A 13,676-nucleotide genomic window follows, 5' to 3' on the forward strand; every position below is an offset into this window, starting at 1 on the left:
CCACCTTTCCTTTTTTATGTCTATTATACTAATGCCATTCTTTTCTTAGCTTTCTTTTCTAATAGTCCTAGTGCTAAATCTGCAATAATAGCCAATAGTGTTGCCGGAATAGCTCCTGCATAAATTTTCACTTCTGATTGCAAGCTGATTCCAGAAATGATTTCTTTCCCTAAACCTTCTGCTCCAATATAAGGTCCGATACACGCAACAGCTATCGCAATAACGGATGCTACACGTAAACCTGCTAGAAGGAATGGAATCGATAATGGTAATTGAACTTTGGCAAGTAATTGTAAAGGTGTCATACCAGAACCTTTACCTGCTTCCATAATACTGTCATCTACTTCTCTAATTCCGACATACGTATTTCGTACTATCGGCATTAAAGAATAAAGGAAAAGCCCAACTACCATCGTTTGAAATCCTAATCCAAAGTAAAGCATTAGAATTGCTAACATCGCTAAACTCGGAATCAATTGCAAAATATTTGTTAACGAAATAATAAATGGTGCCAGTCGTTCAAATCGTGCCGCGATAATCCCTAAAGGCATCCCTATGGCTAGCGCTAACGCTATACCATATACCACCATCAAAATATGCTCTATCGTTAAGTCAAAAAGCAAACTGCTATTTTCAACCATATACTGACTTAAATCTTGGAGAAAGCTCATTTTATCACCTTTTCCTATTCAAGCATTCCTTTTTCTTGTAAAAAATCTCGTGCTACATCTTCTGTGCTTTGCTCTTCCATATCAACCAGACGAATTAATTCTGTCATTTCTTCTGTACTAATAGTTCCAACGATAGAATCTAAAATTTCTGCTACTCCCGGGTATTCATCTAGTACTGCATTACGCGCTACTAATGATCCATCATATGGCGGGAAGAAGTTTTGATCATCTTCTAAAATCGTTAGGTTATATTCAATAATTTGCGGATCTACTGTGTAAGCAGTAACTGCCTCCACATCACCACTTTCGATTGCCGCATACATTAACGCTACATCCATTCCTCTTGCATCAGCAAATTCATAGCCATAAGCTTCTTTATACCCTTCATATCCATCATTTTCTCGTTCAATCCAGGAGTTATCTGTACCAATTGTTACTTGATCTGCAATCTGACCTAAATCAGACATTGTTTCAATCCCATGCTCATCTGCCAAAGATTGTTTAATCGCAATGCTATATTGGTTGCTAAATCCAATCGAGTCATACCATTTCATATCATATTTTTCACCGAACAATTTCTGTGCTTGCTCTAATGTTTTTTGTGGATCTGTTGAATATTCCACCTGATCTTCATCAAAGTGATTGTTGTAGACTTCGCCTGAATATAATGTAGCAAAATCAAAATCTTCTTGATCAATTGCACTCATCACTTGTGGACTTGCTGGGATATCTTCCGTAATGTTTACTTCATGATCTGTTTGGTCTTCAATTAAAAGTTTTACAATTTGACCCATGATTTTAGGATCTGTATTTTTTTGTGCACCGTATTCAAACACTTCTCCACCATCTGCAGAAGTGCCGCCTCCACATGCTGTTATAAACATTAATAATACCGCTAACATACTTGCTACCATTACTTTTCTCATGTTGTTACTCTCCTTTAGGCTTTTGTATAATTTTTTTCAAATTTATTAAATAGTAAATCCAGTAAAAGTGCGATGACTATTGCTAGAATAGTACCAGTGAAAATCATTTGTTTGTCATTATAGCCGATACCAGCTAGGATTAAGTCACCAAGGCCACCTGCTCCGATTAAGGCAGCGAGTGTTGTCCAGCTAATAATATATACAGTAGTCACTCGGATACCTGACATGACATATGGCATTGCTGCTGGTAATTCTACTTTAAATAAGCGGCCAAAGGTGCTAAAACCCATTCCTTTTGCTGCTTCCGTTATGCTTGGATCAATCGATTGAATCCCGGTATACGTATTTCTTAGTAACGGTAATAATGCATATAAAAATAATGCCGCTACAGCTGGTTTAAAACCAATACCAAGCAGTGGGATCATTATCGCTAATAACGCTACGGTCGGAATGGTTTGGAACACATTAGCAATATTGAAAATAAAACCTTTTACTTTTTCATTTTTCATTTTTGTCATATAAATAGCTAACGGAATAGTGACAATGATCGACAGTACCATTACAACAAAAGAAATCATCAAATGCTCCATCGTGTACGTTAAAATCGAATCATATTTGTCCTGCCAAAATTCCAAATAATCTGTAAGTAATTCCACTATTGCCCACCACGCTTCAGTTCATAGAAGTGTTGTAATGTATGAAGCAGTTGTTCTCTTTTAATAACACCAACCAATGTATTATCTTCTGATACAACGCCTAATGTGTCGTATGTTTCGAAGAGGTTATCTGCTATCAACTGCTCACTGCCAGCATTTAGTGCCACTGTTTTGCGATTATGATCTAGCAGGGCATGAATGGATTTATCCGATTGATTCATCGCTGTAAATAAATCTAGCATTCCCATATATTTCCCATCATGGTCCGTAACTGGTATTTCTTTCATCTGATACATCACCATATGTTCGATCGCTTTCTCTACTGAATCTGATTGATAGACTGTAAACAACTGTTTCGTCATAAGCTTTTCAACAGATGGCAAGGCACTTCCCAGTCGTTCTTCTCCTATAAATTCTTTCACAAAATCATTAGCTGGATTTGCTAGAATTTCTTGCGGTGATCCTTTTTGTACGACTTGTCCACTTTTCATAATAATGATTTGGTCAGCAATTTTGATTGCTTCATCCATGTCATGTGTAACAAATACAATCGTTTTATTAATTTCTTTCTGAAGTCGGACTAATTCATCTTGTAATTGTTCACGACTAATCGGATCCAAAGCACTAAAAGGTTCATCCATTAAAATGGTGGACGGTTCTGCTGCTAATGCACGAATAACTCCAATGCGCTGTTGCTGACCACCACTTAACTCTGCAGGATAACGATTACGATATACTTCTGGATCCAAGTTAACCATACGTAATAAATCGTCTACTTTTTGCTTAATTTTCTGTTTATCCCATTTTAATAGTTTAGGGACAGTTGCTACATTGTCATAGATCGTCATATGTGGAAACAAACCAATATTTTGGATGACATAACCCATCTGGCGGCGCAATTCAATCGGATTAACTTGTTTAATATCCTTATCATCTATTAAAATTTGTCCTTCTGTATAATTCGTCAGACGGTTTAGTAATTTCATTGTCGTTGTTTTTCCACAACCACTTGGACCGATTAGAACATTGATTTTCCCTTCTTCAAAGGTTAAAGTAATGTCTTTTAAAGCTTGAAATCCGTCATCATACACTTTATGAATTCCATTAAGTTGTATCACATAAGCTCTCCTTTCAACACCATTGTGATCATTTTCATAAAATGAACATGTTCATTTTATGAGCAAAAAAAATAATCATGTATCTATTTTCGTATAAGACACCTTGATTTCATCGCGTTTTTCTGGTTTGATCACTTTCATAACACTCTCATACACGTAATATAAAGTCATTTGCATTGCTTCTTCTTGTGTATAATTTCGGCGTTTATTAATGATGGTATTCATCATACCTTTCCATATTAACAATGTCATATCCGAAATCATTTCAATGTCGTCTTCTTCCATGAACTTCTCTTCTACTGCTGGTTCAATAAAAAGGGCACTGCGTTTTGCAAAATTATGCTCCATGATGATATCTTTCACTTCATCCGGTAAACCGATCAAATCATTTTGATAGATTTGATAGTAATGTTCCAATAATTCTTCCGGAATAGAGCCTAAATTGTCCATAAATATTACAGAGTAAATTTTCGGCTGGGCAAAAGAATGTTTACAAAAGCATTCCCAACTATACAGCCATTTTTCTACTGTATTATTCCCTTTTTCTAAATAAGCCGGAAGTTCTTCTAAATAATCCGACATAAATCGCATAGCAGCAAAAAATTTCAGATGTGATAAATCTTTAAAATAATTGTACGCTGTCGAACTAGTAAAACCTGCTTTATCTGCAATTTTTCGAATGGTAAAATGATCGATGCCTTCTTCTTCAATTACCTCTGTTGCAGCATCCAAGAAATAGCGCCACATCCGTGTACGTTGAATTTCTTTCCTACTTTCGCCCATCGCTTCACTTCCTCCACATAACTAATTAATATTTTTCTTTTATGAACAAGTTCTTTTGATGAACATGTTCATACTATCATAACGATGTACAAATGTAAAACCCCGCTAACCTTTTAATCAGCAGGGTTTTGTTCTGAAAGTGGTAATATAACTCGAAATGTCGTTCCATCATTATTGTCATCTTCTATGTCAATCGATTGATTATCGAACGTTAAGTTTATCGCATTCTGTTCATCCCAATCGATATCCATATCCTCAAATGAGCCAGTTTTTTTCGTAACACTTGATATGCTGCAAGTGAGAGGTCAAGTAATTTTTTTATTAAAAATTTTTCAAAAAGCATATGTAGTCATTCACACGAAATTTGTGTAAAATGTAAATAAGTGGAGGTGTTGTTGATGGCAATTCATACTACGTTGCCTGAATGTAAGCTGACCCATGCAAAGCCTGGCAATTAAGGCGATACTTTGTATGGGTGATGGGAATATCGCCTTTCTTGCGCATGCTTTGCCCTTATAGAAAGCATAAAATAAGGAGCTGGCTACAAATGAAAGAAACAAAGGCGCAAGCGTTGTTACCGGAAGAATTAATACATGCTCTACAAGAGTATATAGAAGGCGAAACGATTTATATCCCTAAACGAGAAGAACGAAGAAGATGGGGAGTCCAGACAGGGAATCGTGAATATTATCATAGAAGAAATTGTCAGATCAGACACGCCTTCAAGAACGGGACAACGATTCATCAACTAGCAACAGACTATTGTTTATCAATGGAAACAATCAAAAAGATAGTATATAAACGTGCTTAACAGAAAGATATGGTAAGAATGATTACAAACTATTCTTGCCATATTTTTTTATGGAATATTTGATACACTAAAAAAGAAAGGAGTAGTTATATATGGATAACTTTATCTATCCTCATCAATTTCATTTTATTAAACTGCAAACAAAAACGATGGTAAGTGCCCGCTCCAATTCGACGGATGCAGATGTGATCCATGCTGTAAAAGAAATGGCTATTGAACGAATAAATCATCTATTACCAAACTTAACAACAGAACAAGAAGACATCTTAATGGGAATTGATCAAGTAAAAGACAAAGAAAACATGGAACAGTATCTGCAACAAATAAAACAACATGTGATCCCTTTTCCAACTATTAATGATAAACAAGTACAAAAAACATTTCCAAAAGTAAAGAAACTGCAAACACCTGACCTTGAGCAGATGGACAGAAAAGAAACTGTTTATTTAAGGTGGTATGATAAAGGCTCGGCAAAAACATATATGCTGATACTAAAAGACGCCAAACTCATCGGAATTCAAGGTTATTTAGAAAGTTCACTGCATAAAGGAATATGCACCATTTGCAATGAACTGGGAGAAGTAGCATTATTTACGTCAGAGAAAAAAGGACAAATGCGCGGCATGTATACGAAGAAAGGGAACTATATATGCAAAGATCCTGTTATTTGCAATCAAAACATAACAGATGTTCAACCGCTCCATTCTTTTGTGGAACACCTTAAAGCATGAATCTGAAGGCAGATTCATGCTTTTTATAATTGCTGAACTTTCTTCTAAAACTACTATTTTCATTACTCTCCTTTACATTAAACAAATTTCACTATCAACCTTACAAAAATGTAAGACAAATGAAAGAAAGATCGATAGCTAGTTTTCATGCTTCGTTTTACACTATACTTAGCAAAACAATAATGGAGGTATGAAACATGACTAAACCTGTCGTGAACGTTACAAACGCACAAAAAGTATTTGGTAAAAAATCGGAGAATCAATTTAAAGCGCTCGATAATGTTTCCTTTGCCATCGAGGAAGGTGAATTTGTAGGTATTATGGGGCCATCAGGTGCAGGTAAGACAACATTGCTAAATGTAGTCTCCACTTTAGATAAAGCAACATCCGGGAAAATAGAAATTGCCGGTCAAGATATTACTGATATGAAACAAAACGAATTAGCTGATTTTCGTTCCGAGCAATTAGGATTTATCTTTCAAGATTTTAATCTGTTGGAAAACTTAACTGTTTATGAAAATATCGCTCTGCCCCTTTCTTTACAAGGATTCAGTTCCAGAAAAATTAAACCGCTCGTCATACAAGTAGCAGAAAAACTGGGAATTAAATCAGTTCTTCAAAAATATCCGGTCACCATTTCCGGTGGTCAAAAGCAACGCGCTGCAGCGGCTAGAGCCTTAGTCCATGAACCAGCAATCATCCTGGCAGATGAGCCAACTGGTGCACTCGATTCAAAAAATGCACACAGTTTGATGAAAACAATGGAACATTTAAATCAATTTCATGATGTGTCGATTATGCTCGTAACACACGATCCATTAAGTGCCAGTTATTGTGAACGAATTTTATTTATACAGGACGGCAACCTTTACAAGGAAATCAAAAAAACTGGTGATCAACAACACTTCCACCAACAAATTCTCAACGTGCTTGCCGAATTGACAAGCATTCAATCGTTATAAAGAAAGGAGTGAAAGAGCATGTTAGTGAAATTACTATCTGGTAGTATGAAAAAAATGTGGAAGGATTATCTTGTATTATTATTTGGTTTAACGATATCAATTGCGATTTTCTATATGTTTGAAACACTGGCTCAGAATCAAGCCTTTCTGGAAGCCAATGCTCTAATAGCTTCCATTGTTTTCGTTTTTCATGTTGGGACCTTTATTTTAGCGCTTGTCACCATCTTTTATATTTTCTATGCAACATCCTTTATTTTGTCCCTCCGTCAAAAGGAACTCGGTATGTATATGACCTTAGGAGCAAAAAAAGGTAAAGTTACCCAAATGATGTTTCTGGAAACATTGGTAATCGGTATTGTCTCTTTAATTATTGGTCTCGTATTTGGAGTAGGTCTCTCAGAAGGAATTGGACGACTGTTAATGGCGAGACTGGATTTCTCAGGTGAAGGATTCCACTCTCTTTATCCGTCTTCACTTGTAACAACAGTCCTTTTCTATTTCGTTCTATTTCTTTTAACAGCTATTGTCAATGCAATCAGAGTATCACGTAAATCGGTACTGGAACTATTACATGCCGATCAAAAAACAGATACGAAAACAATCAAAGGCTGGAAAACCTTTTTAGGAACATTATTCGCTATCGTCTTAATCACTGTCGGATACGTAGCAATGATCAATATGGGTAATCTCGCGCAACTTGGTGTTATAATTGCTGCAGCAACCGTCACACCAGGAACATACTTTTTCTTTATGGCGATGTTACCTTTTCTCATTAAAAGAATCAAAGCAATTCGGTCAATAAATGAGAAAGGACTTAACTCCTTTACCTATGCACAGCTTGATTTCCGTGTCAGTCAATTAACTAAAGTACTCGGGACAGTTGCGATGTTAATTGCATTAGGGTTAGGAGCGATGACAGCAGGTTTGTCCTTTTATCATAATACAGAAATTCAATCCTCAATGATGCACGGTTACGATATTAAAGTACACCAGCCAACAGAGGATGAATTAGCCGAAATGGAGAATTGGAAATTTGAGGAACGCAATCTATATTCCTATCGAGTTACAGAAGATAGCGTTTATTTTTCCAAACATGATTTACAAGCGAATCCACCCGTTATCAAAGAGCTTGGCGGCAATCTGGAGGAGTTGTCTAAAGAAGTACGTTTAACAGACGATTTAACAGCTCCTGTTTACACCGATGAGGAAACGGATAATGCCGAAAGTATACCTGAACAATGGCAAACAGCATTACGAACCGAATTAATGGCAAATTTCTACCTATTTGGTGATCGCACATTATATATACTGGATCAGGAAAAATTTGAAGAAATCAATGCATCAACGCAAACTGTTTTAATTGGAAAAGTTGACAATTTTGCAGATTACACAGATACATTGGCAAAAATAGATGAACGACATCACCAATTAGCGATTGATTATACGGGTGAAGATCCCACAACGATTGGCAGTAAATACGAAAATTATACCACAATAAAAAGTTTGGCGAATGGTACAATTTTCATGGGATTGTTTCTCGGTGTTGCTTTCTTAATGATGATGGCAAGTGTACTCATGTTCAAACTACTATCCAGTGCGACAGCAGATATTGAACGCTATCAGATGCTTAGAAAAATAGGCGTACGTCAAGCAAAACTGAAAAAATCGATTTACAAAGAATTATTTCTTGTTTTCCTTTTTCCAGGTTTAATCGGACTTGTCCACGTACTTATCGGGATGGAAATGTTCTCCTTTATCTTGATTGAACCATATACAAAAATATGGATTCCGATTAGCCTATTTCTCGTTATTTATGGACTATATTATTGGTTAACCGTCAAAATGTATCAACGGATTGTATTACCAAAAGATTAAATTAAAGTCAGGACTGTTTGTATAGCTTCTTATATTCATGTAACATGATAACCATAATCTTCTTGTTTGGAGAGGTGGTTATCATGTTTTTTTCCTATTTAAGCATTGGAATCTACTTTTTTATCATTATTTTAATTTTACTTGTTGCTTTTAAAGTATTGATTAGAAAAGAACGTCCAAGCAATTATTACACCCCATTTGACAATATTACTGGACAAGAACATAAAGCATTTCATGAGGAAAAACAAGAACAAGTACAACAGGAAGAAGAAAGTGATGATATACGAGATTAGTTTCCTGAAGACACTGTAATTATAATTGTAACTACAAATACAACCACAAACACAGAAATAATCCCGTAAAACCCCTTCTTCGTCAGTTCATTCCTATCATTACGACCTTTTTTTGATATAGCATATGTGACACCAACACCAAACAAAACTAAAATGATCCAATACCAACTATTCATCTCCCTCTCCTCCTTACTAATATCTTTTAGATAACACAACCATTGTAATGAAGACTGTCATAATGGTTAAAGCTGCTAAAATAGCTACTGCTTGATAAGCTGTTATAGCTAGGAAATGAAACTGTAAAAAGGTAAGCATAATAATCATGTAGCCGAGGATAATAAAGTAACTATAAAACATACTACGTTCTTTTATTCTTTTGGTACGTTCATCATTTTGTATAAATTGTGGTGCTAAGTAGGCATTACAAAAACACATGACTGCCATAGCAATCAGCATAATATCATGACCTGCCGGAAATACACCTGTACTTATAGTTGCCGCACTAATTAGACCACTCATTAATAGAAACATGATTCCAAAAATAACAAATAACTTTCGATCATATTGTTTTTTCAAACTGATCACCCTTTCTATTCCATATCGTCCTCGTCTAGTATGAATACTTCCTCTACGGTACGGTTAAATAATCGTGCAATTTGCATAGCCAGTGGAAGTGAAGGGTTATATTTCCCTTTTTCAATTGAAATAATGGTCTGACGAGAAACATTCAATTTTATTGCCATTTTTTCTTGTGAGATGCTTTGATCTTTTCTCAATTCTTTGATTCGATTTTCCACACAAAAGTCACCCTTCCATATGGATAGTTTAATGTAAAGTTTCCTTTACCGTCAAGTTACCTTTACATATTAATTCTAAGAAAAACCTGGAAAGCCCACCCAGTCCTTTCGTTTATAAACCAGGATAATGTACTCTAACCAAGTTAGAAATGATGAAATGTTTTCATCTGCTATGGCAGCCGCTTCGGCATGCTCGTCAGCTCTACATTTGCTGTGAATAGTGATAGAATAACTATGCATTCCTTGCTTTAAAAACTCGATATGTTCCGTGTCTCAAACGTTGTAGCATCACTTTTTAGCGATGGCCGGCTGCTTCCACTCCTGTGGCAATTGTTTTACCTGAAGATCCACTTTTTAAAGCGATTTTTGCTTAAAAAAGTTAGCTGAAGGTAATACGCCACGGAAAGGGAAGTAGCCAGCCGTAGCGATTCAAGAGCAAGCTGTGCTTTTCAAAATAAGCCATTTATTATTGCCAGAAATCCTTTGATCCCGCACATTATATACTCTTGCTTATAAGAAAAACCGAATGCTGATTAGACATCCGGTGGTTTAAAACTTATGAGAACCAGCCTTTTATTGCTTCGATCATCTTTTGGAAAAAGTTACGTTCCTGTTCCTCTTGAGCTGATTTGTCAGTCGTTTCCATACTATCATTCATTTCAGCATCCATTGCTGTCGTTTCTAATGTTGTTGCCTTCTGTCCTTCCACTACATCCACTAATTCATCCCCATATTTATCGTGCAGAAACTGAACGTTTTTCTCATTCAATGGATCAATGCCAACTACTACCTTACCGGTAATGATGTCTACCCCTGTATGGTAAATGGTGAAATCATCGTATTCAAAACCATCCTCGTCAATCTTTGTTTGCTTCTCTATTAATTGATCTTCAGTATAATCCACTTCTCTTATCTCAATCTCTTTCGGTTGTTCTGCGAATGCTTTCAGTGCTTGACGATGCTCTTCTGCAACAGACTCGGTAAACATCAAAATGACGACACCTGTCTGTTTCTCTTCACGGTCAATATACAGGCCCGAAAAACTGTCACTCAAATGCTCCTCGATATATTGCTGGGCATTTTCAATGGTTTCGGTATGATTCCTACCTTCTTCCAATTCAATCATCGTTCCCTCTAATTCTTCTGCATTTGCTTCAGCAAAAATAGTTGTCGGTAAAACAAAAGCACTGCCTGCTAAGACTCCACATAATAGTAATTTTTTCAGACAACTCTTCATGGTCATCCCTCCAAATGCTAGCTTTAATCTATTAGTCGTCCCTGATTATCATTGGTTACACTTTTTTCAATTGAAGTTGGCTATTTATTTCAACATTTTCCAATGCCTTGGCAGCTAACTGATGTGCTTCCCGATTATCTTTCCTTGGGATATCCTGATATAACGGATCGATTCCCATTGTTTCAAGTTTCTCTTCTATCCGATCTGCCCAATGATTTAACGTTTCCTCCATACAAGGCCATTCTCCCAATAGTTGATTGATCACCACTTTAGAATCTCCTTTGAATTCCACTGGCTGATGGTGAACATGTAAATCTTCTAATATCTTGATACCTTCTACTAATGCGACATATTCTGCTTCATTATTGGAGGTCATTTTATTCACTAATAAATTTTTTCTTATGCGATAGGGTTTATTGTTTTGTGTGTAATATATTGCACAGCCTAACCCCGCTCTGTTTGTTGCCAAGTCAAACCCTGCGTCAAAAAATACCGTTATATGATTTGGTTCCGTCACCATTTCTTCGGTGTATGCGACCAGTTCCTTTTTATCCCATCGATTACCCTGAAAGTCCACAAAGACAATAGAATCCGTGCGATTCCATTTCTCAAAGTCAGTAGCTATTTCCAGTGCCATTTCAGCATCGATTTCATCCGAAAAAAAAGTTGATCGAATGCCTTTTGGTGATAGATAAGCTATTTCCATTGTTACATACATGAATTACATCTCCTTTTGCTCATATCTCTATTTTCTATAAATAGAATAGTAAAGGTACAAGCTTGTTATTTAGTTAAGGGAGTGAAGCAGTTGACAATTTTTCTTAGTTATATGTTTCTCGGCTTATCTTTAGCCGCCCCACTTGGCCCGATTAATGCGGCCCAAATTAACCAAGGGATTAAAAATGGATTCCTGCATTCATGGATGGTTGGCTTAGGTTCCATTATAGCAGAATTATTTTTTATTCTTGCTGTCTACTTTGGGGTTGTCCATTTTTTAGAAACTTCTTTTATGAAGACCTTTTTGTGGTCATTTGGTGCATTTGTTCTCTTGTATACAGGTATCGAAAGTATGGTTTCAAAGCAATCTGTTCAATTAAGGGAGGAACGTGATTCGTTACGCAAAACCTTTACTTCCGGTTTTTTAATTTCCATTAGCAATCCGCTCTCGATTTTGTTTTGGTTAGGAATTTATGGATCCGTACTAGCTAACACGATTGATAAATATGATACGCTTCACTTGATTTGGTACAGTACAGCAATCCTTTTCGGTGTAATGATCTGGGATATCTCCATGGCTCTTGTCTCCAGTGGTTCGCGTCACTTACTTTCAGATAAAACATTGAAAATGATCTCAGTCATTACAGGACTTTCCTTAATTGGTTTTGCTATTTATTTTGGTTATCGTGCTATCACACTTATATTTTAGATCACCTTATCCCATACTAAACATGTTTCAGTTCAAAAAGGATAAGGAGAATGTCGTGTGAGTGAATCATCATCTGCATCTGAAAAGAAAATCGCCTGGTGGCAATTAGCTCTGACAGGGGTCGGATGTACAATTGGGACAGGCTATTTCCTCGGTTCGAGTATTGGAATCCAACTTACCGGTCCTTCGATTGTATTTTCTTTTTTGATTGCGGCTATCGGCACCTATATCGTATTTAATTTATTAGCTAAAATGTCTGCAGCCGATCCTCAGGAAGGTTCTTTTTGCTATTATGCTGAAAAGGCATTTGGCAAGTGGGCAGGCTTTAGCTGTGGTTGGAATTATTGGTGCTCGAGCATTTTAATCATGGGTAGTCAGTTAATCGCCTTAGCCATTTTAACAAAAGTATGGTTTCCAAACATTCCACTTTGGGTGTTTGCAGCCATTTATTCCGTACTTTCTATTATGGTCATATTACTAGGAACAAGAGGATTTGACCGTATTGAGGATTTTTTAGCAGTTATCAAAACCGCCGCCATTTTTATGTTTATTATTATTGCAGCGATTGCATTAGCAGGTGGGATATCAGGTGGATCAGACTCTGAACCTGGCATTCCAACTAATTTGGGGGATACTTTTAGTGGCGGATACAAAGGATTTTGGGCATCATTAATATATGCTTTCTATGCTTTTGGCGGTATTGAAGTCATCGGGTTAATGGCAATCCGCTTGAAGAAAAAAGAAGATGCTCCAAAAACCGGAAAAGTGATGTTAGGCTTACTCGCTATTATTTATATTATCTCCCTTTGTTTAGCAGTGATTATGGCACCAATTAATAAGTTTGACCCAAATGAAAGCCCATTTGTAACAGCTTTATCTGATTATTCGCTAGGATTTTTTCCACATGTCTTTAATGCAGCAATCATCGTTGCGGGATTTTCCACGATGACCGCCGCATTATTTGGGGTCGTCACTTTATTAGTAACACTGGCAAAAGACGGGGATGCACCTAAGCTTTTTTCGAAAAAACTCAAAAAATTTAAAGAATTACCCTTTCCTTCTTTATTACTTGCGACGATTGGATTAGCTGTTTCGGTAATTACTGCCTTATTATTACCGGAAAAGATATACGAATATATTACAACGGCTGCAGGGATATTATTGCTTTTCAATTGGGCATTTATCATCCTGTCGTCGTGGAGAGTATTAGAAGGGATAAAATTGATAAACAAAGTGATCGCATCTGTCGGATTACTGTTTATAGTAGCAGCTGTATCCGGGACATTAATGGATAAAAGTATTCGTCCGGGACTTTGGATTAGTTTGTTTTTTCTATTGCTCATTGGTGCCGTAACGCTGATCATGCAAAGACATTGGAACAATCAGTGAT

The 13,676-nt window shown here is 36.5% G+C and carries 18 protein-coding genes; 7 read left to right on the forward strand and 11 right to left on the reverse strand.

Going from position 1 to position 13,676, the window contains the following annotated elements; translation table 11 throughout:
* Nucleotides 1-23: 23 nt before the first annotated feature.
* The 6 genes from BM121_RS14910 to BM121_RS22140 all read right to left on the reverse strand — a co-directional run bounded on the left by BM121_RS14910 (nt 24) and on the right by BM121_RS22140 (nt 4,405).
* Nucleotides 24-671 (reverse strand): ABC transporter permease, encoded by a 648-nt coding sequence (locus BM121_RS14910; protein ID WP_091484453.1) that lies wholly within the window; start codon nt 669-671, stop codon nt 24-26.
* A gap of 14 nt (nt 672-685) precedes the next feature.
* Complete coding sequence (locus BM121_RS14915) at nt 686-1,597, reverse strand: ABC transporter substrate-binding protein (protein ID WP_091484454.1); 912 nt, start codon at nt 1,595-1,597, stop codon at nt 686-688.
* Nucleotides 1,598-1,611: 14 nt separating this feature from the next.
* Entirely contained in the window at nt 1,612-2,253 is a 642-nt protein-coding gene (locus BM121_RS14920) for an ABC transporter permease (RefSeq protein WP_091484455.1), read from the reverse strand.
* Nucleotides 2,253-3,371 carry an ABC transporter ATP-binding protein gene (locus tag BM121_RS14925; RefSeq protein WP_091484456.1) on the reverse strand — a complete coding sequence of 373 codons (1,119 nt, stop codon included), beginning with the start codon at nt 3,369-3,371 and terminating at the stop codon, nt 2,253-2,255. The genes BM121_RS14920 and BM121_RS14925 overlap by 1 nt, the downstream gene beginning before the upstream one ends.
* A gap of 75 nt (nt 3,372-3,446) precedes the next feature.
* Entirely contained in the window at nt 3,447-4,154 is a 708-nt protein-coding gene (locus tag BM121_RS14930) for a TetR/AcrR family transcriptional regulator (protein ID WP_091484457.1), read from the reverse strand.
* 113 nt (nt 4,155-4,267) lie between these two features.
* Nucleotides 4,268-4,405, reverse strand: a complete 138-nt coding sequence (locus BM121_RS22140) for a hypothetical protein (protein ID WP_175495447.1) — start codon at nt 4,403-4,405, stop codon at nt 4,268-4,270.
* Nucleotides 4,406-4,701: 296 nt separating this feature from the next.
* On the opposite strand from BM121_RS22140, the gene BM121_RS14935 reads away from it, so the two are divergent.
* From BM121_RS14935 to BM121_RS14955, 5 genes are all read left to right on the forward strand, one after another.
* The gene (locus BM121_RS14935; protein WP_091484458.1) at nt 4,702-4,965 is read left to right on the forward strand and encodes a CD3324 family protein; all 264 of its coding nucleotides are present in this window, start codon (nt 4,702-4,704) and stop codon (nt 4,963-4,965) included.
* A 92-nt stretch (nt 4,966-5,057) separates the two neighbouring features.
* Complete coding sequence (locus tag BM121_RS14940; protein ID WP_091484459.1) at nt 5,058-5,696, forward strand: FusB/FusC family EF-G-binding protein; 639 nt, start codon at nt 5,058-5,060, stop codon at nt 5,694-5,696.
* A gap of 197 nt (nt 5,697-5,893) precedes the next feature.
* A complete protein-coding gene (locus BM121_RS14945) occupies nt 5,894-6,658 on the forward strand; it encodes an ABC transporter ATP-binding protein (RefSeq protein WP_091484460.1) in 765 nt (254 codons plus the stop codon).
* An 18-nt stretch (nt 6,659-6,676) separates the two neighbouring features.
* Nucleotides 6,677-8,533 carry an ABC transporter permease gene (locus BM121_RS14950; RefSeq protein ID WP_091484461.1) on the forward strand — a complete coding sequence of 619 codons (1,857 nt, stop codon included), beginning with the start codon at nt 6,677-6,679 and terminating at the stop codon, nt 8,531-8,533.
* A gap of 83 nt (nt 8,534-8,616) precedes the next feature.
* A complete protein-coding gene (locus BM121_RS14955) occupies nt 8,617-8,826 on the forward strand; it encodes a DUF3951 domain-containing protein (RefSeq protein ID WP_175495448.1) in 210 nt (69 codons plus the stop codon).
* On the opposite strand, the gene BM121_RS14960 is transcribed toward BM121_RS14955, so the two are convergent.
* The 5 genes from BM121_RS14960 to BM121_RS14980 form a co-directional block, all read right to left on the reverse strand.
* A complete protein-coding gene (locus BM121_RS14960) occupies nt 8,823-9,002 on the reverse strand; it encodes a hypothetical protein (protein ID WP_091484463.1) in 180 nt (59 codons plus the stop codon). The genes BM121_RS14955 and BM121_RS14960 overlap by 4 nt on opposite strands.
* Nucleotides 9,003-9,018: 16 nt before the next feature.
* Nucleotides 9,019-9,402: a hypothetical protein gene (locus BM121_RS14965; protein ID WP_091484464.1), complete on the reverse strand. Its 384-nt coding sequence runs from the start codon at nt 9,400-9,402 to the stop codon at nt 9,019-9,021.
* Between the two features lie 14 nt (nt 9,403-9,416).
* A complete protein-coding gene (locus BM121_RS14970) occupies nt 9,417-9,623 on the reverse strand; it encodes a helix-turn-helix transcriptional regulator (protein ID WP_091484465.1) in 207 nt (68 codons plus the stop codon).
* Nucleotides 9,624-10,179: 556 nt separating this feature from the next.
* Nucleotides 10,180-10,860, reverse strand: coding sequence for a hypothetical protein (locus BM121_RS14975; protein ID WP_091484466.1), 681 nt, complete (start codon nt 10,858-10,860; stop codon nt 10,180-10,182).
* Between the two features lie 55 nt (nt 10,861-10,915).
* Nucleotides 10,916-11,578, reverse strand: coding sequence for a reverse transcriptase-like protein (locus tag BM121_RS14980; RefSeq protein WP_091484467.1), 663 nt, complete (start codon nt 11,576-11,578; stop codon nt 10,916-10,918).
* 90 nt (nt 11,579-11,668) lie between these two features.
* Between BM121_RS14980 and BM121_RS14985 the strand changes: the two genes are divergently transcribed.
* Nucleotides 11,669-12,286: a LysE family transporter gene (locus tag BM121_RS14985; RefSeq protein WP_091484468.1), complete on the forward strand. Its 618-nt coding sequence runs from the start codon at nt 11,669-11,671 to the stop codon at nt 12,284-12,286.
* A gap of 57 nt (nt 12,287-12,343) precedes the next feature.
* Nucleotides 12,344-13,675 carry an amino acid permease gene (locus tag BM121_RS14990; RefSeq protein WP_091484469.1) on the forward strand — a complete coding sequence of 444 codons (1,332 nt, stop codon included), beginning with the start codon at nt 12,344-12,346 and terminating at the stop codon, nt 13,673-13,675.
* Nucleotide 13,676: the final 1 nt, after the last annotated feature.

This window comes from Gracilibacillus orientalis, from assembly GCF_900114645.1.
GTDB classification, from domain to species: Bacteria; Bacillota; Bacilli; order Bacillales; family Amphibacillaceae; genus Gracilibacillus; species Gracilibacillus orientalis.